This is a genomic window from Rhodococcus indonesiensis (assembly GCF_047782815.1).
In the GTDB taxonomy this organism is placed as follows: Bacteria; Actinomycetota; Actinomycetes; order Mycobacteriales; family Mycobacteriaceae; genus Rhodococcus; species Rhodococcus indonesiensis.
The window spans coordinates 559,805-582,125 of sequence record NZ_CP180630.1; the positions used below are offsets into that span (position 1 = coordinate 559,805).

The 22,321-nt window shown below is 68.2% G+C and carries 17 protein-coding genes, 1 tRNA gene and 2 rRNA genes; 17 read left to right on the forward strand and 3 right to left on the reverse strand.

Going from position 1 to position 22,321, the window contains the following annotated elements:
- Positions 1–82: 82 nt before the first annotated feature.
- A complete protein-coding gene (locus ACM26Y_RS02685; protein ID WP_054374965.1) occupies positions 83–832 on the forward strand; it encodes a hypothetical protein in 750 nt (249 codons plus the stop codon).
- A 411-nt stretch (positions 833–1,243) separates the two neighbouring features.
- Here the strand turns inward: ACM26Y_RS02685 and ACM26Y_RS02690 are convergent, their stop codons facing one another.
- A complete protein-coding gene (locus ACM26Y_RS02690; RefSeq protein ID WP_003935262.1) occupies positions 1,244–2,086 on the reverse strand; it encodes an HAD-IB family hydrolase in 843 nt (280 codons plus the stop codon).
- A 345-nt stretch (positions 2,087–2,431) separates the two neighbouring features.
- On the opposite strand from ACM26Y_RS02690, the gene ssd reads away from it, so the two are divergent.
- Genes ssd through ACM26Y_RS02725 form a run of 7 tightly spaced genes read left to right on the forward strand, consistent with a single transcriptional unit; the run spans position 2,432 to position 6,986 of the window.
- Complete coding sequence (gene ssd / locus ACM26Y_RS02695) at positions 2,432–3,505, forward strand: septum site-determining protein Ssd (protein ID WP_054374966.1); 1,074 nt, start codon at positions 2,432–2,434, stop codon at positions 3,503–3,505.
- The gene (locus tag ACM26Y_RS02700) at positions 3,502–4,674 is read left to right on the forward strand and encodes a TadA family conjugal transfer-associated ATPase (protein ID WP_416062574.1); all 1,173 of its coding nucleotides are present in this window, start codon (positions 3,502–3,504) and stop codon (positions 4,672–4,674) included. Before ssd ends, ACM26Y_RS02700 begins: the two co-directional genes overlap by 4 nt.
- Positions 4,671–5,471 carry a secretion protein F gene (locus tag ACM26Y_RS02705; protein WP_416062575.1) on the forward strand — a complete coding sequence of 267 codons (801 nt, stop codon included), beginning with the start codon at positions 4,671–4,673 and terminating at the stop codon, positions 5,469–5,471. The genes ACM26Y_RS02700 and ACM26Y_RS02705 overlap by 4 nt, the downstream gene beginning before the upstream one ends.
- Positions 5,435–6,067, forward strand: a complete 633-nt coding sequence (locus ACM26Y_RS02710) for a type II secretion system F family protein (RefSeq protein ID WP_416063605.1) — start codon at positions 5,435–5,437, stop codon at positions 6,065–6,067. The genes ACM26Y_RS02705 and ACM26Y_RS02710 overlap by 37 nt, the downstream gene beginning before the upstream one ends.
- 42 nt (positions 6,068–6,109) lie before the next feature.
- Positions 6,110–6,313, forward strand: coding sequence for a DUF4244 domain-containing protein (locus ACM26Y_RS02715; RefSeq protein ID WP_054374969.1), 204 nt, complete (start codon positions 6,110–6,112; stop codon positions 6,311–6,313).
- A 17-nt stretch (positions 6,314–6,330) separates the two neighbouring features.
- The gene (locus tag ACM26Y_RS02720; protein WP_003935255.1) at positions 6,331–6,645 is read left to right on the forward strand and encodes a TadE family type IV pilus minor pilin; all 315 of its coding nucleotides are present in this window, start codon (positions 6,331–6,333) and stop codon (positions 6,643–6,645) included.
- Positions 6,642–6,986 carry an Rv3654c family TadE-like protein gene (locus ACM26Y_RS02725; protein WP_416062576.1) on the forward strand — a complete coding sequence of 115 codons (345 nt, stop codon included), beginning with the start codon at positions 6,642–6,644 and terminating at the stop codon, positions 6,984–6,986. The genes ACM26Y_RS02720 and ACM26Y_RS02725 overlap by 4 nt, the downstream gene beginning before the upstream one ends.
- A gap of 5 nt (positions 6,987–6,991) precedes the next feature.
- Here ACM26Y_RS02725 and ACM26Y_RS02730 read toward each other — a convergent pair whose 3' ends face one another.
- Positions 6,992–9,337: a DEAD/DEAH box helicase gene (locus ACM26Y_RS02730; RefSeq protein ID WP_416062577.1), complete on the reverse strand. Its 2,346-nt coding sequence runs from the start codon at positions 9,335–9,337 to the stop codon at positions 6,992–6,994.
- A 391-nt stretch (positions 9,338–9,728) separates the two neighbouring features.
- Here ACM26Y_RS02730 and ACM26Y_RS02735 point away from each other — a divergent pair, with 391 nt between their 5' ends.
- The 4 genes from ACM26Y_RS02735 to ACM26Y_RS02750 all read left to right on the forward strand — a co-directional run bounded on the left by ACM26Y_RS02735 (position 9,729) and on the right by ACM26Y_RS02750 (position 14,406).
- Positions 9,729–9,932: a cold-shock protein gene (locus ACM26Y_RS02735; RefSeq protein WP_003935252.1), complete on the forward strand. Its 204-nt coding sequence runs from the start codon at positions 9,729–9,731 to the stop codon at positions 9,930–9,932.
- Between the two features lie 129 nt (positions 9,933–10,061).
- Entirely contained in the window at positions 10,062–10,649 is a 588-nt protein-coding gene (locus ACM26Y_RS02740; protein WP_003935251.1) for a hypothetical protein, read from the forward strand.
- A 135-nt stretch (positions 10,650–10,784) separates the two neighbouring features.
- Positions 10,785–13,700 carry a type I DNA topoisomerase gene (topA, locus tag ACM26Y_RS02745; protein WP_416062578.1) on the forward strand — a complete coding sequence of 972 codons (2,916 nt, stop codon included), beginning with the start codon at positions 10,785–10,787 and terminating at the stop codon, positions 13,698–13,700.
- Positions 13,701–13,731: 31 nt separating this feature from the next.
- Positions 13,732–14,406, forward strand: a complete 675-nt coding sequence (locus tag ACM26Y_RS02750) for a helix-turn-helix transcriptional regulator (protein WP_054374975.1) — start codon at positions 13,732–13,734, stop codon at positions 14,404–14,406.
- Between the two features lie 4 nt (positions 14,407–14,410).
- On the opposite strand, the gene ACM26Y_RS02755 is transcribed toward ACM26Y_RS02750, so the two are convergent.
- Complete coding sequence (locus tag ACM26Y_RS02755; protein ID WP_003935248.1) at positions 14,411–14,797, reverse strand: VOC family protein; 387 nt, start codon at positions 14,795–14,797, stop codon at positions 14,411–14,413.
- A 94-nt stretch (positions 14,798–14,891) separates the two neighbouring features.
- Between ACM26Y_RS02755 and ACM26Y_RS02760 the strand changes: the two genes are divergently transcribed.
- The 5 genes from ACM26Y_RS02760 to ACM26Y_RS02780 all read left to right on the forward strand — a co-directional run bounded on the left by ACM26Y_RS02760 (position 14,892) and on the right by ACM26Y_RS02780 (position 22,188).
- On the forward strand, positions 14,892–16,079 hold the full coding sequence (locus ACM26Y_RS02760) for a DNA polymerase III subunit delta' (RefSeq protein WP_416062579.1): 1,188 nt from the start codon (positions 14,892–14,894) through the stop codon (positions 16,077–16,079).
- Between the two features lie 65 nt (positions 16,080–16,144).
- A tRNA-Thr gene (locus ACM26Y_RS02765) sits at positions 16,145–16,217 on the forward strand.
- A gap of 292 nt (positions 16,218–16,509) precedes the next feature.
- The gene (locus tag ACM26Y_RS02770) at positions 16,510–16,707 is read left to right on the forward strand and encodes a hypothetical protein (RefSeq protein WP_010595038.1); all 198 of its coding nucleotides are present in this window, start codon (positions 16,510–16,512) and stop codon (positions 16,705–16,707) included.
- Positions 16,708–17,232: 525 nt separating this feature from the next.
- A 16S ribosomal RNA gene (locus tag ACM26Y_RS02775) occupies positions 17,233–18,755 on the forward strand.
- 299 nt (positions 18,756–19,054) lie between these two features.
- Positions 19,055–22,188, forward strand: a 23S ribosomal RNA gene (locus tag ACM26Y_RS02780).
- The 16S and 23S rRNA genes sit together here, the layout of an rRNA operon.
- The last annotated feature ends 133 nt before the right edge of the window (positions 22,189–22,321 follow it).

Below are 22,321 nucleotides of genomic sequence, written 5' to 3' on the forward strand. Positions count from 1 at the left end.
TCCCACGCGACGGGCGGTCGGCCTCCGCGGTCAGCGGAACCGGCCCACGGGCAGTCGGCGCCGGCCGGTACCGTCGGATGCCGTGAGCGACCCCTTGCAGCCCCTGCTCGACCTGCCCGGAGTGCGCGACGCCGCGGACGGGGCGCGCGACGCCCTCGCCGAGGTGCACCGGCACAAGACCAACCGGCGCGGCTGGCCGAACACCGCCGCCGAGGCGTCGGTCCGGGCGGCCCGGGCCTCCGCCGTGCTCGACGGCGGATCCATGGAACTGCCGACGCCCGGGGAGGCGGGTGATCCGATTCTGGCGGGCGCACTGCGAGTGGCGCAGGCGCTCGACGGCGACGGCCTGGCCGTCATGGTGTCCACCTGGCAGCGCGCGCCCTTGCAGACCCTCGCGCGTCTGCACCTCCTCGCGGCGGCCGACCTCGTCGACGATCCGGAGCTGCTGGGCCGGCCCCGCACGGAGCCCGGCGTAGGGGAGCGGCTCGACGCCCTCGCGCAGTTGGTGACCGGCGGGACCCGCGCACCTGCCCCGGTGCTGGCCGCGGTGGTGCACGGCGAGCTGGCGGTGCTGCGTCCCTTCGGGGTGGCCGACGGCGTGATCGCCCGGGCGGCGTCCCGCCTCGTGTCGGTCGCCAGTGGGCTGGACGTGCACAATCTCGGCGTACCCGAGGTGAGCTGGATGCGTCGCGCCCAGGCCTACCGCGACGGGCTCGCCGGTTTCGAGTCGGGCACCGCGGTCGGCGTCGGTGGCTGGGTCGTCTTCTGCTGCGGTGGGCTGGAGGCGGGCGCGCGGGAGGCGGCATCGATCGCGGACGCCTTCGCCGGCTAGTCCGAGCAGTGAATCCGCCTGCCCGACATCGTTTTCGGGGATCATGCGGTCACATGTAAGCGGGCGACGTCGCCGAATGACTTCGGTGGCGTCGCCCGCCAGCACGGACTGCCGAGTTACCAAGCGTGCTGCGTGGGTTGTGTGTCACTGGCCTCGGCGAGTGTTCGGATATCGCTGGTTCGTCCTCGCAACGGGTGCGGGGTGCTCGCCCTCGAAGACCCGAATCTCGCAAGCCCACAACGCTTTTGCCCTTATAGTGGCATCGGCTCCGCGTGGGTGCTCGGTGTCCGTGCTGGGAAGTCCGGTCGGGAGATCGAACCTTCTCTTCCGATTCGCTCTTGGCCTTCCGTCCTTCCGTAACTCCTTTCTACTCCCGGTCTCACAGGGGGGCAAGCCCCATTTTCGGGACCGTCACCCCCGTGCCGCGAACCCGTGCCGGGGCCTCCGGCGCAACGCCAGGTACGCCGCGGCGCCCGCAGCGGCCGCGCCCGCGGTGATCGCGGCCGCCGCGGCGACCACGGTCGGCGACGTCGTGGTGAATCGGTGCAGGAGCGGCACGGGGCGGGTGAAAGTGAGTATCGGCCAACCATTTTCGACGGCTTCGCGACGTAGTACCCGATCCGGGTTCACCGCCCGCGGATGGCCCACGGCCCGCAGCATCGGGATGTCCGTCGACGAGTCCGAGTACGCGTAGCAACGTGCGAGATCGTAGCCGTACTGCAGCGCCAGCGCCTGGATCGCCTCCGCCTTGGCCTCCCCGTAGCAGTAGAACTCCAGCTCCCCGGCGTAGCGGCCGTCCTCGATCCGCATCCGGCTCGCGGTGCTGTGCGTCGCCCCGAGTGCCGTCGCGATGGGGGTGACCACCTCCTCTCCGGACGCGGACACGATGATCACGTCGTGTCCGCGGAGCCGGTGGTCCGCGATGAGATCGGCGGCCTCGGCGAAGACCAGCGGGTCCACGATGTCGTGCAGTGTCTCGGCGACGATCGCCTTGATCTGCTCGACATCCCAGCCGGTACACATCGCCGCGATGTGGGCGCGCATGCGCTCCACCTGATCGTGATCGGCGCCGGAGAGCATGAACAGGAACTGGGCGTAGCTGCTCTTGAGCACCGCCCGCCGGTTGAGGAGCCCCTGGGCGAAGAAGGGCTTACTGAAGGCGAGCGCGCTGGACTTCGCGATGACGGTCTTGTCGAGATCGAAGAAGGCGGCGATTCGGCCGGACGGGGTCGGGGCCACGGTCGCATCGGTCACGGCACCACAATAGGTGCGGCTGCACCTTCCGGCACGCCCCGTGACGCGGCCGGTCGTCGGGCACCGCCACCTGCATGGAACACGCGACGGTTGAACTTGCAAATATCAGGTCCCGGCGTAGTATCGACGTCACCTGGACATAGTCCAGGGGGTGTTCAGCCCGACCCCCCGGGGCTGAACATGACGACCCTCGCCTCCTCCCCCCCCTGGCGAGGGTCGTCCTCTGTTCCGGGACTTTTCCGGAGCCCAGAGGGTTCATCCACAGGCGGCGCATTCATCCACAGATTTGCCGATTCGCTCCGTCTCCGCTTCCGGCAGGCCCGCTGGGCCCGCAAGCTGAGCGCCATGAACGACGTCCTGGCCCTCGTCGACGATCCCGCCCTGACGGCGAGTCTGCACCGCGTGGCCGCCGCCACCGACCGCACCGTCGGCGCGGCGGCGACGCCACCGCCGCGCAGAACCTGGCTCGACGCGGGACTCGTCGTGGTCGACCGGAGCGCAGCCCTGCTCTGCGCGCAGCAGCTCCCCCGTCGCGGCGGAATCGTCCTGGTCACCGCCGGCGGGGCCGACCTCCCCGATTGGCAGGCCGCCACCGCCGTCGGGGCCGAACACGTCGTCGGCCTGCCCGACGACGAAGTCGAACTGCTCACGGTGCTCGGCACCGCCGCCGAACCCGACACCGGCAGTGGACACGTCGTCGCCGTACTCGGCGGTTGCGGCGGGGCCGGCGCCTCCACGTTCGCGGCCGCCCTGGCATGGACCGTCGCCGCCTTCCGACGTAGTGCAGGGGCACTCCTCGTCGACGGTGATCCCCTGGGTGGAGGATTGGACGTCCTCACCGGAATCGAGGAGCGGCCGGGCGTCCGCTGGTCCGGCCTCGCCGTCGATCGGGGCCGGCTCTCCGCCCGGTCCCTGCGGGACGCGGTGCCCGAATGGCTCCCGGGACTCGGCGTGCTGTCCGCAGATCGCGAGTCCACGTCCGAACCGGCCCCCGCCGCCGTCACCGCGGTGCTCGACACCGTCCGTCGCTCGGGCGACGTGGTGGTGTGCGACGTGCCGCGCAGCCGCGGGCCGGCCGCCGAGGCGATGGTGGCGGCCGCCGACCTGGCCGTGCTGGTGGTCCCCGCCCGTGTGCGTGCCGCCCTCGCCGCGGGACGGGTCGCCGGCTGGGTCGCCGACCAGAACACCAACCAGGGAATCGTCGTGCGCGGCCCGGCCCCCGGCGGACTGCGCGGCCGGGACGTCGCCGAGGTGGTGGGGTTGCCGCTGCTCGCCACGATGCGCGCGCAGCCCGGCCTTGCCGAGACACTCGAACGCGGTGGACTGCGGCTCGGACGTCGCTCGCCTCTCGTCCACGCCGCCGAGTCGGTCCTCGACGTGCTGGCCGGTCCCGAGCCGGGATCGCGGTGGGCAGCATGAGCGCCGTCCTCACTGCCGAGCTGCTCGACCGGGTCCGCGAACGTCTCGCGACGGAGGCCGGCGAGCTTACACCGGACCGGGTCGCCGCCGCGTTGCGCGCCGAATCCGGCGGGGTCCTCGGCGATTTCGATCTGCTCACGGCCTTGCGGCACCTGCAGACCGAGTTGTCCGGCGCCGGACCGCTCGAAGCGCTGCTCGCCGAACCCGGCGTCACCGACGTACTCGTCACCGCCCCCGACCGCGTCTGGGTCGACCGCGGCGGCGGGCTGCGGCTCACTCCCGTCGCCTTTCCCGACGAGGCGTCGGTGCGACGACTGGCCCAGCGCCTCGCGCTGTTCGCGGGGCGGCGGCTCGACGACGCCCAACCGTGGGTCGACGGCCGGCTGCCCGGGCACGGCGAATTCGGGGTCCGCCTGCATGCCGTCCTCGCGCCCGTCGCGCAGGGCGGCACGTGCCTGTCGCTACGGGTGCTGCGGCCCGCCACCCAGGGACTCGACGCGCTGCGCGACCGCGGCGCCGTCGACCCGCACGCGTACGGGTTGCTGCGCCGGATCGTCGCCGCCCGGCTCGCCTTCCTCGTCGTCGGGGGTACGGGGGCGGGCAAGACCACCCTGCTCGCGGCGCTGCTCGGCACCGTGGATCCGGGCGAGCGGATCGTGTGCGTCGAGGACGCGGCGGAACTGGCGCCCGCTCATCCCCACGTCGTGCGGCTCGTCGCGCGGGCCGCGAACGTCGAGGGGGTCGGGGAGGTCGCGGTGCGCGATCTCGTCCGGCAGGCGCTGCGAATGCGACCCGACCGCATCGTCGTCGGTGAGGTGCGCGGTGCCGAGGTCGTGGATCTGCTGACAGCGCTGAACACCGGTCACGACGGGGGCGCGGGCACCGTGCACGCCAATTCTCCGGACGAGGTGCCGGCGCGGCTCGAAGCCCTCGCCGCGCTCGGCGGTCTGGACCGCGCCGCCCTGCACAGTCAGCTCGTCGCAGCGGTGCAGGTGGTCCTGCACGTGCACCGCACCCCCGACGGCACCCGTCGGCTGACGGAGATCGGTGTCGTGCAGCGGGACGAGGTCTCGGGGGTCGTCGTCGCACCCGCGTGGACCCACGGGCGCGGCACGCAGGCCGGCATGGACCGGCTCGAACAGCTCTTCCGGCGACGGGAGGTGCCGTGACCGCGACTACCTTGTGCCTGGCCGCGGCCCTGCTGGTCGCACCGGCGACGGTCGCCGCGCCGCGCCTGCGGTCGTTGCGCACGACAGTCGTCGCCGGACGGCCGTGGCGACCGCCGCAGGAGGTGACGGCAGTGCTGTGCGTCCTCCCGGTGTTGTCGGTCGGCGTCGCGCCGGCCGTCGCGGCGGCGATCGTCGCGGGCACCACCGTGCGCCGGGTACGGCGACGCCGCCGCGACCGAGCCCGTGACGCCGAACAGCGCGCCCTCCTCGCCGGTCTCGAAACCGTCGTCGCCGAGTTGGAGGTGGGCACCCATCCGGCTGACGCGTGTGCGACGGCGGCACGGGAGACGACCGGGCCCACTGCCGACGCCTTCCGCGTCGCGGCGGCGCGGGCACGGCTCGGCGGAAGCGCGGCCGACGGCCTGCGTGCGGTAGCCCGCGCGACGGAGCCGTCCGGAATCGCCGCGTCGCTCGATCGGGTCGCCGGGGCCTGGGAGGTGTCCGACCGGTACGGGCTGGCGCTGGCGCAACTCCTCGCGGCCGCACGAGCAGATCTGTCCGGTCGTATGCGTCTGCGCTCACGCACCGAGGCGGGCCTGGCGGGGGCCCGCGCGACGGCGGCGGTGCTCGCGGCTCTGCCGGCGCTCGGGGTGGCGCTCGGGCAGATGATGGGGGCGGCGCCGGTGTCGGTGCTGCTCGGCGACGGTGTCGGCGGGGTGCTGCTGGTGGTGGGCACCGTGCTGGCGTGCGCCGGACTGCTGTGGACCGATCGGATTGCGACGCGGGCGGCATCGTGACGGTAGCGCTGGTGTGCCTGGCCGCGGCACTCGTGATCCTGCCGGACCTGCGGACGCGACGGTGCCGGACTGCCGGGGCCGCGACCCCCGGGGGAGCCACCGGATCCGGCGGCGCCCCGGACGACCCGCATGCCGTGCCGGCCGCATTCGACCTGATGGCCGCCTGCCTGCGTGCCGGCCTTCCGACGGCGACGGCGGCCCGGGCGGTGGCCGATTCGGCGCCCCCGGCGCTGGCACTGGCCCTGCGACGGGGCGCCGACCGGCTCGAGCTCGGGGCGGCGCCGTCGGACGCGTGGAGCGGTCTCGGTGAGGCGACGGCCGACGGATCCGACGACGAGACGGAGGCGCTGGAGGCCTTCGCTCGCGCCGCGCGGCGATCGGCACGATCCGGCGCGCCGCTGTCGGGCATCGTCGCCGAGGTGGCGGAACGGCAGCGCGAACGAGCGGAGGACCGGGCGGCTGCAGCCGTCGAGCGCGCCGGGGTTCTGGTCAGCGGCCCCCTGGGCCTGTGCTTCCTGCCGGCGTTCGTGTGCCTGGGCATCGTGCCCGTCGTGATCGGGCTCGCGGGCCGCGTGCTCGGTGAGGGGCTGTTGTGAGACGTCGGTGCGGACGGTCCGCGCCGGAGGAGGGGAGGAACCATGGTAGGCAACGGGATTCGTGCGATCGTGCAACGGCTGAGCGGTGCGGTCGCTGCGGAGGACGGGATGTCCACCGCGGAGTACGCGATCGGCACGATCGCCGCGGCGGCGTTCGGGGCCGTGCTCTACACGGTCGTCACCGGCGACAACATCGTCACTGCGCTCACCGGCATCGTCGAGCGCGCACTGAACACGGCGGTGTGAGCGGGGACGACGGTGGGGTGACCGTCGAGGCGGCGATCGCCCTCACCGCACTGGTGAGCGTTCTCGTGCTGTGTCTCGGTGCGGTGCTGTGCGTTTCGAGTCAGCTCCGGTGTCAGGACGCGGCACGGGAGGCCGCCCGGCTCGCGGCCCGCGGCGACGGGGCGCGGGCGGTGGAGGTGGCGGCGCGGATCGCGCCGGAGGGCGCACGGATCTCCGTGCGCCCCGACGGGGACCTCGTCGTGGCGACGGTGACAGCGGACGGTCCGCTGCTGCCGGCGGTGACGCTCACCGCGGAGGCCGTGGCGGCGTTCGAACCGGAAGTGGCGCAGTGACATTCCGGGACGATCGGGGGAGTGCGAGTGTGGTGGGGTGTTTCGTTGCGGTCGCGCTGATCGCGGTCACCGGGCTGCTCGTACAGATCGGTGCGGGGGTCGCGACGCGGCATCGGGCGCAGGCAGCGGCCGACCTGGCGGCCCTCGCGGTGGCCGGCGCACTCGACCGCGGGGCGGGTACCGCCTGCGCGGAGGCGAACCGGATCGCGGCGCGGATGCGGGTGCAGGTGCGTTCGTGCACCGTCGACGGCTGGGACGCCGTCGTCGAGGTCGAGGCCGCGGTGTCGCTGCCGGGCGGGCGGCAGGCCCGGGCGATCGCGCGGGCGGGACCGGTCGAGTGAGCCGGTCAGGCGAGGGCGTCGAGCACCGCGCCCAGCAGCGCGATCGCGCCGGCTTTGTCGAGCGGGTCGTTGCCGTTGCCGCATTTGGGGGAGTACACGCACGACGGGCAGCCGGCGGCGCACTCGCAGGCCGTCACGGCCGCGCGGGTCGCACCGAGCCATTCGGCGAGGCGCGCGTAACCGCGGTCGGCGAAGCCCGCGCCGCCGGGATGCCCGTCGTAGACGAAGACGGTGGGCAGCCCGGTGTCCGGGTGCACGGCCGTGGACACACCGCCGATGTCCCAGCGGTCGCACGTCGCCACCAACGGCAGCAGCCCGATCGCGGCATGCTCGGCGGCGTGCAGCGCGCCGGGGACCCGCTCCGGTCCGATTCCGCACCGGTCGAGCAGTTCGGGGGTGACGGTGTACATCACTGCGCGCGTGGGCAGGCACTGCGACGGCATGTCGAGTTCGGTGCTGTCGAGAACCTCGCCCGACGGCAGCCGCCGCAGGTAGGAGACCACCTGATGGGTCACCTCCACCTCGACGAGGGCCACGGTCACCGGGCCGAGCGAGCGCTGCTCCGTCACGGCGGTCACGACGATGTCGGTGATCTCCCGTGCGGACGTGGACCATTCGGGGTCCTCGGAGTGCACGAGCGCGATCCCGTCGTCGAGGTGCAACTCGTCGACGACGAACGACTCGCCGCGGTGCAGGTACACCGCGCCCGGATGCACGGTCGCCGGCGCGCGGCCGCCGTCGACGGTGCCGAGCATCCGTCCGGTGTCCGATTCGACGATGGCGATCTGGGTGCCGATGCCGCCGCGGATATCGATGTCGGAGTGCGGACGGGTGTCGGGGGTGACGAACCAGCCGTGCGGGCGCCGCCGGATCGCGCCCTGGGCGGCCAGGGCGGCGAGTACGTCGGCCGCACCGAACTCCTCGACCTCGGCATCGGTGAGCGGCAGCTCGAGCGCGGCGCACAGCAGTTGCGGACCGAGCACGTACGGGTTGGTGGGATCGGTGACCGTCGCCTCGACGGGCTTGTCGAGCAGCGCCGCCGGATGGTGCACGAGGTAGGTGTCGAGGGGATCGTCGCGGGCGACGAGCACGACCAGCGATCCCGCGCCGCGGCGGCCGGCCCGGCCGGCCTGCTGCCAGAACGATGCGACGGTGCCCGGGAATCCAGCGACGACGACGGCGTCGAGGCCGGCGATGTCCATGCCGAGTTCGAGTGCGTTGGTGCTGGCGGCACCGAGCAGGCGACCGTCCGCCAGAGCCGCCTCGAGCTCGCGCCGTTCCTCGGCGAGGTAGCCGGCGCGGTACGCGGCGACACGATCGACGAGTTCGGGGGCGGCCTCGGCGAGCAGCCGCTGCGCGCCGAGCGCGGTGAGCTCGGCACCGCGCCGGGACCGTACGAAGGCGAGGGTGCGGGCACCTTCGACGACGAGGTCGGCGAGGATGCGCGCCGCCTCGGTTCCGGCGGCGCGGCGCACCGGGGCGCCGTTCTCACCGGTCACCTGCTCGAGCAGTGGCGGTTCCCACAGCGCGACGGTGCGCGGCCCGTGCGGGGAGCCGTCCTCGGTCACCTCCCGGCAGGGCGCGCCGACGAGCCGGGACGCCGCGGCGCCGGGGTCGGCGGTCGTGGCGGAGGCGAGGACGAAGACCGGTCGGGCGCCGTAGCGTGCGGCGATCCGTCGCAGCCGGCGCAGTACCAGAGCCACGTTGGAGCCGAAGACGCCGCGATAGGAGTGGCACTCGTCGACCACGACGTAGCGCAGTCGCCGGAAGAACCGGGACCAGCGGGCGTGCCCGGGCAACATCGACATGTGCAGCATGTCGGGGTTGGTGAAGATCCACCGCGAGTGGCTGCGCGCCCACTGCCGCAGTTCGGTGGAGGTGTCGCCGTCGTAGGCACACGCGTGCACCCGACCGAGTTCGGGTTCGGCGGTGGTCACGTCGGTGACGGCGCGCAACTGGTCCGCACACAGTGCCTTCGTGGGGGAGAGGTACAGCGCGGTGGCGTGCGGGTCCTCGACGAGTGCGGTGAGCACGGGCAACTGGTAGGCGAGGGACTTGCCCGAGGCGGTGCCGGTGGAGACGACGACGTGCTCCCCTCCGGTTGCGAGGTCGGCGGCCGCCCTCTGGTGGCTCCACGGCTGGGGCACGCCCGTCGCGCGCAGGGCCCGGACGACGGCGTCGGACGCCCAGTCCGGCCAGTCGGTGTGCCGCACGTCGCGGGCGGGCAGTTCCGCGCTGTGGGTGAGGGGGTGCTCCGTGGCCGGCGTGCCCGCGAGAACTCGTTCGAGCAGTTCGTGGCCGAAGCTCGTCGGCCCGTCGCCGACGGGACGGCGGTGCGGCGAGCTGGTCACACGGGTACTCCGGAGGATGCGGTCGGGATGGGAAACCAGCGTAGTCGGCCGTCGTTCCCGGCGTTCGGTCGGTGTCCGGCCCGCGCGCGGGTTAACATCGATGTAACCGTACCGACGAGTAATCGTACCGTCGGTATGTACAAGATCAAATTTTCGGGCGAATTGTGCGCCCTCCTACTGTTGTCGGCGCCCGGAACGTGGTTCACTGACATCGGTCGCAGCTTCTGTGTTCGGTGACTTGAGAAAGTGCACGGCTCGCAGGATCGATGGTTGCGAGCGCGGTGCTTTGCTCTTCCTGTGGGGGGATCAAGAAGTACAGCGGTCGGAACCGGCCCGGCGGCTCGCTCGCCCGCGAACCGCCGCATCCGGTGTTAGAAAGAGAAGGAAAAGCATGGCACAGGGCACTGTGAAGTGGTTCAACGCGGAGAAGGGCTTCGGCTTCATCGCTCCCGAGGACGGCTCCGCCGACGTTTTCGTCCACTACTCGGAGATCCAGGGCAGCGGCTTCCGCACCCTGGAGGAGAACCAGCGCGTGGAGTTCGAGGTCGGCCAGGGCACCAAGGGCCCGCAGGCCACCGGCGTTCGCGCGCTCTGATCGTCGACGCTCCTGCCGGAGCGTGACGTGACTCGGTCCGCAAGGACCGAAGCCTCGATCGTCCCCCGTCACCATCGGTGATGGGGGACGATCTGTTTCTGCGGGAGGCAGCGAAGGAAGGACGGGGGAGTGAGTCAACTGTCGTTCTTCGGGGCCGAGGAGATGCCACCGGACCCGGCCGACCTCGGTGGTCTGCTGGCGGCGCACGGGCACGCGGTGGTCTCCGGCGACGGCGCGCGGATCTCGGTGGTCGTGGACGAGCCGTGGCGGGCGGACGCGATCGCGGAACTGATGGCGCAGGCCGCGCTGTCCCCGGAGGTGACCCGCACGGACGAGGGACATCCGCTGGTGCGCACCGCCGCCCTGCCCGAACTGGTCCCGATCGCGGCCGAATGGACGCGGGGCGCGGTGAAGGCGGTGCCGGCGGGATGGGTGCCGGGTTCGCGAGCCCTGCGGGCGTGGGTGCTCGCGGCCGGTCGTGTCGAGGTCGAGGGCGAACGCTACGTTCTGGGGCTGGATCCGCACGCCCCGGACACCCACGCGGTGCTGGCCCAGTCGCTGATGCGTGCCGGGATCGCGCCGACGCTGATCGGCACCCGTGGCGCCGGACCGGGCCTGCGGGTGTCCGGGAGACGGCGATTGACGCGTCTCGTCGAGAACATCGGGGCGCCCCCGGACGACCCCCGCGCGCGGCAGATCTGGCCACGCGTGCAGTAGGCGCCGCATCACACGTGACAGGCCTTCCGTTGCAGGTGTGCGACCCTGTGTATGGCCGCGTCCGGGGAACGGGTCGGTATACATGTCTTCAGAGAAGCGGGACATGTCAGCGAACAGGGAAGGTGCGGCAGCGCTGTGGCAGCACGGGACAACAGCACGTCGAACGGCTCGTCGGGCACGCGTCGGCTCGTCATCGTCGAGTCCCCGACCAAGGCGAAGAAGATCGCGCCCTACCTGGGCCGCGACTACGTCGTCGAGGCGTCCGTCGGGCACATCCGCGACCTGCCCCGCGGGGCCGCCGACGTGCCGGCCAAGTACAAGGGCGAGTCGTGGGCCCGCCTCGGCGTGAACGTCGACCACGGTTTCGAGCCGCTGTACGTCGTCAGTCCCGAGAAGAAGTCCAAGGTCACCGAGCTGAAGGGGCTGCTGAAGGACGCCGACGAGCTGTACCTCGCGACCGACCCCGACCGGGAGGGCGAGGCCATCGCCTGGCACCTGCTCGAGACGCTCAAGCCGAAGGTCCCGGTCCGCCGGATGGTGTTCCACGAGATCACCGAGCCGGCCATCAGAGCCGCCGCGGAGCACACCCGCGACCTCGACAACAACCTGGTCGACGCGCAGGAGACCCGCCGGATCCTCGACCGCCTCTACGGCTACGAGGTCAGTCCGGTGCTGTGGAAGAAGGTCATGCCGCGGCTGTCGGCCGGCCGCGTGCAGTCCGTCGCCACCCGGGTCATCGTCCAGCGCGAACGTGAGCGCATGGCTTTCCGGTCCGCGACGTACTGGGACATCGCCGCCACCCTCGACGCCAGCCCCCGATCGTTCGGGGCGCGGCTCGTCGGTGTCGACGGCGCCCGCGTCGCCGCCGGCCGCGATTTCGGTGCCGACGGCCAGTTGAAGTCCACCGGCGTCGTCGTGCTCGACGAGGCGTACGCGCGACGGCTCGCCGACGCTCTGCACGGCGTGGACCTGACGGTGACGTCGGTCGAGAGCAAGCCGTACACGCGCAAGCCGTACGCCCCGTTCATGACGTCGACGCTGCAGCAGGAGGCGGGCCGCAAGCTGCGGTTCTCGTCCGAGCGCACGATGCGCATCGCCCAGCGCCTGTACGAGAACGGCTACATCACGTACATGCGTACCGACTCGACGACCCTGTCCGAGAGCGCGATCGCCGCCGCCCGGGCGCAGGCCACCGAGTTGTACGGCGCGGAGTACGTGCACGCCACCCCGCGGCAGTTCACCCGCAAGGTCAAGAACGCGCAGGAGGCCCACGAGGCGATCCGCCCGGCCGGCGACGTGTTCGCCACGCCCGGCGAACTGCACTCGCGTCTCGACACCGACGAGTACCGCCTCTACGAACTCATCTGGCAGCGCACCGTCGCCTCCCAGATGGCCGACGCGCGGGGCACGACCCTGACGCTGCGCATCACCGGCACCGCCGCGAGCGGCGAGGAATGCACGTTCTCGTCGTCCGGCCGCACCATCACCTTCCCCGGCTTCCTGAGGGCGTACGTCGAGAGCGTCGACGAGGAAGCCGGCGGCCAGTCCGACGACGCCGAATCCCGGCTGCCGAACCTGTCCGAGGGGCAGCGCGTCACCGCGACGAAGCTCGATCCGGACGGTCACTCGACCAATCCGCCGGCTCGCTACACCGAGGCCAGCCTGATCAAGGCCCTCGAGGACCTCGGCATCGGCCGGCCGTCGACGTACGCGTCGATCATCAAGACCATCCTCGACCGCGGCTACGTCTACAAGCGGGGTAGCGCCCTGGTCCCGTCGTGGGTGGCGTTCGCGGTCATCGGGCTCCTCGAGGCGCATTTCGGGCGCCTCGTCGACTACGGGTTCACGGCTGCCATGGAGGACGACCTCGACGAGATCGCGGGCGGTCACGAGCAGCGCACCGACTGGCTGTCGAGCTTCTACTTCGGTGGCGCCCACGGAGCCGAGAACTCGGTGGCGCGCGAGGGCGGCCTGAAGAAGATGGTGGGGGAGAACCTCGAGGACATCGACGCCCGCGAGATCAATTCCATCCGGTTGTTCGACGACGCCGAGGGACGGGAGATCCGCGTGCGCGTCGGCCGGTTCGGCCCCTACCTCGAGCGGATGGTTGCCGATCCCGACGCGCCTGACGGGGAACCGGTCTCCCAGCGCGCGAACCTGCCCGACGACCTGCCGCCGGACGAGCTGACGCTCGAGTATGCGGAGAAGCTGTTCTCGACCCCGCAGGAGGGCCGGGTCCTCGGCGCCGACCCGGTCACCGGCAACGAGATCGTCGCGCGGGAGGGCCGCTTCGGTCCGTATGTGACCGAGTTGCTGCCGGAGCCGGAGCCGGAGCCGGAACCCGACATCACGCCGATCCCGGTCGAGGAATCGCCCGCGGCGGGCGGCACCAGCACCACCGCCACGGCCGTGGCGAAGAAGGCTGCGAAGAAGGCACCGGCGAGGAAGGCCACCAAGAAGGCGGCCGGTCCCAAGCCGCGGACGGCGTCGCTGCTCAAGTCGATGGAACTGTCGACGGTGACGCTCGAGGACGCACTGCGGCTGCTGTCGTTGCCGCGGGTCGTCGGGGTCGACCCTGCGACGGGTGAGGAGATCACCGCCCAGAACGGTCGCTACGGCCCGTACCTGAAGAAGGGCACCGACTCGCGGTCGCTGGCGAACGAGGAACAGATGTTCACCGTCACCCTCGAGGAGGCGCTGAAGATCTACTCCGAGCCGAAACGACGCGGACGGCAGGCCGCCGCTACGCCGCCGCTGCGGGAACTGGGCACCGACCCGGTCAGCGGCAAGCCGATGGTGATCAAGGACGGCCGCTTCGGCCCGTACGTCACGGACGGCGAGACCAACGCGAGCCTCCGCAAGGGCGACGAGGTCGACAGCATCACCGACGAGCGGGCCTCCGAGTTGCTCGCGGATCGTCGTGCCCGCGGTCCGGCGAAGAAGACCGCCAAGAAGACCGCTGCGAAGAAGGCTCCCGCGAAGAAGACGGCGGCGAAGAAGACCGCGGCCAAGAAGACGACTGCGAAGAAGACCGCCGCGAAGAAGGAGTGACCTCCGGGGTACGGCGTCATATCCTCGCCGTGTGTACCGCGAAGCGGCGTCCGGCATACCCGGTGTGCTCGTGTGGACGGCGACGAGGACCGCGGATTCGGCGGGAACGTCCGTGCTGCCCGACGGTTGCACGGACCTGATCTGGCACGAGGACGGCCTCCTCGTCGCCGGACCGGACACCCGAGCGCAGTTCTCCGACCTGGGTACCCGCCGTGACCTGACCGCCGTGCGTTTCGGCCCCGGCGTGGGGCCGGCGGTGCTCGGCGTGGACGCGGCCGAGTTACGCGACGCACGCGTACCGCTGGACCACATCCGGCCCGGCGCACACGTTCGTCGCCTGGTGTCGGACGCGGAGTCCGACCCGGTCGGTGCGCTTCTGCGCGAGACCCGGCGCCGTCTGGACGGCGTCGACCGCAGCGTCGAGACGGGCATCGCGGCGCAGCTCGGTGCCGGCGCGTCCGTCGCCGAGGTGGCGGGCTCGGCGGGCTGGAGTGTGCGCCGGCTGCACCGGCATGCGCTGCGCGCGTACGGCTACGGACCGAAGACGCTGGCACGAGTGCTGCGGTTCCGCCGCGCGGTAGGTCTCGCCCGCACCGGCCGACCGTTCGCCGACGTCGCGGCCGAGTGCGGCTTCAGCGACCAGGCTCATCTCGCACGGGAGGTCCGCGCCCTCTCCGGAACCACGCTCGGTGCGCTCCTCGGCTGAGCGGTCACCCGGGCAGGGACGCGAACAGTTCGATGCTGTGCCCGTCGGGATCGTGGACGCTCGCGTAGCGCTGCTTCCAGAACGCGTCCCACGGTTCGAGCGCGCTCGTGCATCCCGCCTCCAGCAAGTCGCGGTACGTCGCATCCACGCCTGCCGGTGAACCGCAGTCGAAGGCGAGCGCAGGGCCACCCGTTCCCGGCCGGAAGTCCGGATGGAAGGACCGGACCGACTCGACGGTGTCCCATGCCAAGCGGAGCCCACCTGGGAGTGTCGTTTCGAAATGCGGTTCGTCGGTACCGGCAGGAAGGTCCAATCCGAGGCGTCGATAGCAGTCGAAGGAACGGGTCATGTCGGCGACGACGAGCCCGACCAGGGCGAGTTGTGCAGTCATACCGGTGACGCTAGGTCGCGGTGACGTCACCGTCTTGAAGGTTTCGGACGGCCGACGCCTCGGCGGCGTCGGAGCCGGTCGCTACGCTGAGGCCATGCCCGGTGTCTTCGAACGTCTCGTCGGTCAGCGCGACGTGGAGACCGAACTGATCGCCGCGGCCACCGCGGCGCGCGGCGGTGGGGCCGGTTCCCGGATGACGCACTCGTGGCTGTTCACCGGCCCTCCCGGTTCCGGGCGGTCGATCGCGGCGCTCTGCTTCGCCGCTGCCCTGCAGTGCACCGATCCCGATGTCCCGGGTTGCGGTCGCTGCCACGCGTGCAGCACCACCATGGCCGGTACCCACGGCGACGTCCGTCGGGTCGTTCCAGAGGGGCTCACGATCAGTGTCAAGGCGATGCGCGACATCGTCCGGACCGCGTCGCGTCGTCCGAGCACCGGGCAGTGGCAGGTAGTGGTGATCGAGGATGCGGACCGTCTCACCGAGGGCGCCGCGAACGCACTGCTCAAGGTCGTCGAGGAACCGCCCGAGCGCACGGTGTTCCTCCTGTGCGCGCCGTCCGTCGATCCACAGGACATCTCCGTGACCCTGCGTTCACGATGCCGGCACGTCGCGCTCGTCACGCCCAACACGGACGCAATCGCTCGGGTGCTGCGCGAACGCGACGGACTCGACTCCGAGACCGCGAACTGGGCTGCATCGATCAGCGGGGGCCACGTGGGGCGGGCCCGACGTCTGGCCACCGACGAGACCGCTCGCACCAGCCGTCGACGTGCGCTGGATCTGGCCGCGGCGGTACTCCGCCCCGCCACCACGTACACCGCTGCGGACGAGCTGGTGCAGCGTGCGGAGGCGGAAGCCAAGGAGATCAGCGCCACGCGCGACGAACGGGAGACCGAGGAACTTCGGACCGCTCTCGGCGCCGGAGGCACCGGTAAGGGTGCCGCCGGGGCGCTCCGGGGCTCGGCGGGCGTCCTCAAGGACCTCGAACGCACCCAGAAGTCCCGACGTACCCGGACCGAGCGCGACATCATGGACCGCGCCCTCATCGATCTGGCCGGTCTGTACCGGGATGCGCTGGCACGTTCCCTGGGCGCTTCCGGCACCGCCAATCATCCCGACATGGCCGAGCGTGCCGCCGACCTGGCGTCGCGTGCCCGGCCGGAGGCGCTGCTGACCTGCATCGAGGCGATCCTCGAGTGCCGCGAGGTCCTCGCGCAGAACGTCAAGCCGCGCTTCGCGGTGGCCGCGATGGCGGCCCGGTTGAGCTCGGCCTTCCGGTAGGCGACGACGGGTGGTTTGCATTGGGCAGGGGGGTAGGCGCTAGACTCGTGCGCGCCGTCAGGCACGCTGCCTTAGCTCAGTCGGTAGAGCATTTCACTCGTAATGAAAAGGTCGCGAGTTCGATTCTCGCAGGCAGCTCCGAACGACGAAGGCCCTCCATCCCGAACGCGGATGGAGGGCCTTCGTCGTCGTGCGCACGTGCATTCTGCGGTCCGGTCGCCCCGGGCAAAAGTCGCCCGCCGCTGCGCTGCGTGCCGGATGATGGCGGGTGTGCTCCTGGAGATCTTCTCGATCGTTCTGATCGTCGGCGCCCTGGTCGTTCTCATCCCCACCGCGGTGCGCGTGTTCCGCCGGCGCGACGACGACCACTAGGCCGATCGTCGCTGCTCGGCACCCCGCTCAGGCGTCGCCGGCTCAGTACACTCGAACTATGAGTGAGTCGTTGAAGGAGCGGGTGCGAGCGAAGATTCTGCGCCAGCGCGGAGAAGACGGCGGGCGCCCCCTCGGGGACGCAGAAGGGGACAACCCCCGGCTCATCGACATCGGCCTCGATCTGGCACTGCTGGACCAGGCCGCCGAGGGAGACCCCGTTGTGGAAGAGCTGGCCGTGAAGTACTGGGTGCCCTGATGTCGTCCGGAAAAGCGGTTTGACCAGGCGATTTGGTAAGTCGCGCAATGTTCACGTAACTTATTCCAGGTCAGAGCGACACGGACACCGACCCGGCCCGCAGGGGCTTGGGACAACGAGGTTGGACGCAGGCGCCTGATTGTTCGGTTCGGGATCTTCTGGTAGGGTTCTGGGCCGTTGCTGATCCCACCGAGTGCGTCGGGTTTGTGCCCGTCGGGTGGTGTGGGTAGGCTGGAACGGTTGCCCCGGAGCGCCGCGGACGTTGGTTCGCGGGGTGATGGTGTGTGCGTGTTCTTTGAGAACTCAACAGTGTGCCGATGAATGTCAGTGCCAAATTTTTTATTTGGTGCGATCAGATCAGACGCCGACCATGGTGTCAAGCCGATGAGGTGTCGTGATGATCGTTGCTGACTGCCGCATTCTTCCGTCTGTGGTGGTCAGTGTTTTTGCTAGTTTGAGTTTTTTGCTAGTGATTCGGCTCTACGCTTATGGCTGATCAGCCCTTCGGGGTTTGGTTGAGAGTCTTCAACGGAGAGTTTGATCCTGGCTCAGGACGAACGCTGGCGGCGTGCTTAACACATGCAAGTCGAACGATGAAGCCCAGCTTGCTGGGTGGATTAGTGGCGAACGGGTGAGTAACACGTGGGTGATCTGCCCTGCACTTCGGGATAAGCCTGGGAAACTGGGTCTAATACCGGATAGGACCTTCTGCCGCATGGTGGGGGGTGGAAAGGTTTTCCGGTGCAGGATGGGCCCGCGGCCTATCAGCTTGTTGGTGGGGTAACGGCCCACCAAGGCGACGACGGGTAGCCGGCCTGAGAGGGCGACCGGCCACACTGGGACTGAGACACGGCCCAGACTCCTACGGGAGGCAGCAGTGGGGAATATTGCACAATGGGCGCAAGCCTGATGCAGCGACGCCGCGTGAGGGATGACGGCCTTCGGGTTGTAAACCTCTTTCAGTACCGACGAAGCGCAAGTGACGGTAGGTACAGAAGAAGCACCGGCCAACTACGTGCCAGCAGCCGCGGTAATACGTAGGGTGCGAGCGTTGTCCGGAATTACTGGGCGTAAAGAGCTCGTAGGCGGTTTGTCGCGTCGTCTGTGAAAACCCGCAGCTCAACTGCGGGCTTGCAGGCGATACGGGCAGACTTGAGTACTGCAGGGGAGACTGGAATTCCTGGTGTAGCGGTGAAATGCGCAGATATCAGGAGGAACACCGGTGGCGAAGGCGGGTCTCTGGGCAGTAACTGACGCTGAGGAGCGAAAGCGTGGGTAGCGAACAGGATTAGATACCCTGGTAGTCCACGCCGTAAACGGTGGGCGCTAGGTGTGGGTTTCCTTCCACGGGATCCGTGCCGTAGCTAACGCATTAAGCGCCCCGCCTGGGGAGTACGGCCGCAAGGCTAAAACTCAAAGGAATTGACGGGGGCCCGCACAAGCGGCGGAGCATGTGGATTAATTCGATGCAACGCGAAGAACCTTACCTGGGTTTGACATACACCGGACCGCCCCAGAGATGGGGTTTCCCTTGTGGTCGGTGTACAGGTGGTGCATGGCTGTCGTCAGCTCGTGTCGTGAGATGTTGGGTTAAGTCCCGCAACGAGCGCAACCCTTGTCCTGTGTTGCCAGCAAGTCAAGTTGGGGACTCGCAGGAGACTGCCGGGGTCAACTCGGAGGAAGGTGGGGACGACGTCAAGTCATCATGCCCCTTATGTCCAGGGCTTCACACATGCTACAATGGCCGGTACAGAGGGCTGCGATACCGCGAGGTGGAGCGAATCCCTTAAAGCCGGTCTCAGTTCGGATCGGGGTCTGCAACTCGACCCCGTGAAGTCGGAGTCGCTAGTAATCGCAGATCAGCAACGCTGCGGTGAATACGTTCCCGGGCCTTGTACACACCGCCCGTCACGTCATGAAAGTCGGTAACACCCGAAGCCGGTGGCCTAACCCCTCGTGGGAGGGAGCCGTCGAAGGTGGGATCGGCGATTGGGACGAAGTCGTAACAAGGTAGCCGTACCGGAAGGTGCGGCTGGATCACCTCCTTTCTAAGGAGCACTTCTCCCGTCGAGGGTTCACACAGGTGAAGTCCTCTCGGGCAGAGACTGTTTCGTTCCCACATGTGGAACGGCAGGAGCTCATGGGTGGAACGCTGGCAACCATCACCGCGCCGGCGGGGATCACATGTTCCCGTCGCGGTGGTTATATCGGTGCACTGTTGGGTCCTGAGAGAACACGCAATGTGTTTTGTCAGCGACGATGACCTGCGAAACAAGGAACTGGTTTTCTTGCGGTAGGGGTTGTTGTGTGTTGTTTGAGAACTGCACAGTGGACGCGAGCATCTTTGTTGTAAGTGTTTATGAGCGTACGGTGGATGCCTTGGCACCAGGAGCCGATGAAGGACGTGGGAGGCTGCGATATGCCTCGGGGAGCTGTCAACCGAGCTGTGATCCGAGGATTTCCGAATGGGGAAACCCAGCACGAGTGATGTCGTGTTACCCGCGCCTGAATATATAGGGCGTGTGGAGGGAACGTGGGGAAGTGAAACATCTCAGTACCCACAGGAAGAGAAAACAACATGTGATTCCGTGAGTAGTGGCGAGCGAAAGCGGAAGAGGCTAAACCGCGGGTGTGTGAGAGCTGGCAGGCGTTGCATCCGTGGGGTCGTGGGGCCCTTCTTCCCATCACTGTCATGGTGGGCGAGAGTAAGAAACCGGTGTGTTAGTCGAAGTGGTCTGGAACGGCCTGTCGTAGAGGGTGAGAATCCCGTAGACGAAAACACGCCGGCTCTCGTGGAGGGTACCCGAGTAGCAGCGGGCCCGTGAAATCTGCTGTGAATCCGTCGGGACCACCCGATAAGCCTGAATACTCCCTGGTGACCGATAGCGGACTAGTACCGTGAGGGAAAGGTGAAAAGTACCCCGGGAGGGGAGTGAAATAGTACCTGAAACCGTGCGCTTACAATCCGTCGGAGCCTTCGAGCAGTTTGGTCTGCTGGGGGTGACGGCGTGCCTTTTGAAGAATGAGCCTGCGAGTTAGTGGCATGTCGCGAGGTTAACCCGTGTGGGGTAGTCGTAGCGAAAGCGAGTCCGAACAGGGCGCTCGAGTGGCATGTTCTAGACCCGAAGCGGAGTGATCTACCCATGGCCAGGGTGAAGCGACGGTAAGACGTCGTGGAGGCCCGAACCCACTTAGGTTGAAAACTGAGGGGATGAGCTGTGGGTAGGGGTGAAAGGCCAATCAAACTCCGTGATAGCTGGTTCTCCCCGAAATGCATTTAGGTGCAGCGTCGCGTGTTTCTCACCGGAGGTAGAGCTACTGGATGGTCTAGGGGGCCCACAAGCTTACCGAAATCAGCCAAACTCCGAATGCCGGTGAGTGAGAGCGCGGCAGTGAGACTGCGGGGGATAAGCTTCGTAGTCGAGAGGGAAACAGCCCAGATCGCCGGCTAAGGCCCCTAAGCGTGTACTAAGTGGAAAAGGATGTGGGATCGCTGAGACAACCAGGAGGTTGGCTTAGAAGCAGCCACCCTTGAAAGAGTGCGTAATAGCTCACTGGTCAAGTGGTTCTGCGCCGACAATGTAGCGGGGCTCAAGTACACCGCCGAAGCCGCGGCACTCACATGAGTCTGCTCGAATCCTGCGGGGTTCGAGCCAGATGTGTGGGTGGGTAGGGGAGCGTCGTGCCGCCGGGGAAGCGCCGGAGTGATCCAGGTGTGGAGGCGGCGCGAGTGAGAATGCAGGCATGAGTAGCGAAAGACGAGTGAGAAACTCGTCCGCCGAATGACCAAGGGTTCCTGGGCCAGGTTAATCCGCCCAGGGTGAGTCGGGACCTAAGGCGAGGCCGACAGGCGTAGTCGATGGACAACGGGTTGATATTCCCGTACCCGTGTGAACGCGCCCCTGGTGAATCAGTGATGCTAACCGTCCTGAAGCCGGCCGGTTCCTTCGGGAATCGGTTGTGTGGATGCACGGGACCCGATCTGGTAGTAGCCAAGCGATGGGGTGACGCAGGAAGGTAGTGGGGCCGGTCAGTGGTTGTACCGGTGTAAGCCTGTAGGGCGTGACATAGGCAAATCCGTGTCACATCAAGCCTGAGAGGTGATGCGTAGCCGAATGAGGCGAATTCCATGATCCTATGCTGCCGAGAAAAGCCTCTAGCGAGCTTTCACACGGCCCGTACCCCAAACCGACACAGGTGGTCAGGTAGAGAATACCGAGGCGATCGAGAGAACTGTGGTTAAGGAACTCGGCAAAATGCCCCCGTAACTTCGGGAGAAGGGGGACCACGCCCGGTGAAGACCTTCGCGGTCGGAGCTGGGGGTGGTCGCAGAGACCAGAGAGAAGCGACTGTTTACTAAAAACACAGGTCCGTGCGAAGTCGTAAGACGAGGTATACGGACTGACGCCTGCCCGGTGCTGGAAGGTTAAGAGGACCGGTCAGCGGAGCGATCCGCGAAGCTGAGAATTTAAGCCCCAGTAAACGGCGGTGGTAACTATAACCATCCTAAGGTAGCGAAATTCCTTGTCGGGTAAGTTCCGACCTGCACGAATGGCGTAACGACTTCTCTGCTGTCTCAACCACAGACTCGGCGAAATTGCATTACGAGTAAAGATGCTCGTTACGCGCGGCAGGACGAAAAGACCCCGGGACCTTCACTACAGCTTGGTATTGGTGTTCGGTTCGGTTTGTGTAGGATAGGTGGGAGACTGGGAAGCCCGCACGCCAGTGTGGGTGGAGTCGTTGTTGAAATACCACTCTGATCGTATTGGACCTCTAACCTCGGACCCTGATCGGGTTCAGGGACAGTGCCTGGTGGGTAGTTTAACTGGGGCGGTTGCCTCCCAAAATGTAACGGAGGCGCCCAAAGGTTCCCTCAGCCTGGTTGGCAATCAGGTGGCGAGTGCAAGTGCACAAGGGAGCTTGACTGTGAGACCGACAGGTCGAGCAGGGACGAAAGTCGGGACTAGTGATCCGGCACCGGCATGTGGAAGCGGTGTCGCTCAACGGATAAAAGGTACCCCGGGGATAACAGGCTGATCTTCCCCAAGAGTCCATATCGACGGGATGGTTTGGCACCTCGATGTCGGCTCGTCGCATCCTGGGGCTGGAGTAGGTCCCAAGGGTTGGGCTGTTCGCCCATTAAAGCGGCACGCGAGCTGGGTTTAGAACGTCGTGAGACAGTTCGGTCTCTATCCGCCGCGCGCGTTAGAAACTTGAGGAAGGCTGTCCCTAGTACGAGAGGACCGGGACGGACGAACCTCTGGTGTGCCAGTTGTCCCGCCAGGGGCACGGCTGGTTGGCTACGTTCGGAAGGGATAACCGCTGAAAGCATCTAAGCGGGAAGCCTGTTCCAAGATGAGGTTTCTCACCCCCTCGAGGGGGTAAGGCCCCCGGCAGACCACCGGGTTGATAGGCCGGAACTGGAAGTGCGGCAACGCATGCAGGTGACCGGTACTAATAGGCCGAGGACTTACCACGAAGAAGCTACGCGTCCACTGTGCGGTATCTGAAACAGCACACTCGATTCACACGCTTTCCGTGAATCGAGTGAGGGCGAAGCCCCCCAGAAAGGGGGGAACAGCGTTCACTCGATCATTCACGAGCGAAGCGA

Bases quoted from the DNA above. Each gene is read 5' to 3' on its own strand.
- ssd (WP_054374966.1), top strand. From the start codon at position 2,432: ATGAACGACGTCCTGGCCCTCGTCGACGATCCCGCCCTGACGGCGAGT.
- ACM26Y_RS02700 (WP_416062574.1), top strand. From the start codon at position 3,502: ATGAGCGCCGTCCTCACTGCCGAGCTGCTCGACCGGGTCCGCGAACGT.
- ACM26Y_RS02715 (WP_054374969.1), top strand. From the start codon at position 6,110: ATGGTAGGCAACGGGATTCGTGCGATCGTGCAACGGCTGAGCGGTGCG.
- ACM26Y_RS02735 (WP_003935252.1), top strand. From the start codon at position 9,729: ATGGCACAGGGCACTGTGAAGTGGTTCAACGCGGAGAAGGGCTTCGGC.
- ACM26Y_RS02755 (WP_003935248.1), bottom strand. From the start codon at position 14,797: ATGACTGCACAACTCGCCCTGGTCGGGCTCGTCGTCGCCGACATGACC.
- ACM26Y_RS02760 (WP_416062579.1), top strand. From the start codon at position 14,892: ATGCCCGGTGTCTTCGAACGTCTCGTCGGTCAGCGCGACGTGGAGACC.
- ACM26Y_RS02770 (WP_010595038.1), top strand. From the start codon at position 16,510: ATGAGTGAGTCGTTGAAGGAGCGGGTGCGAGCGAAGATTCTGCGCCAG.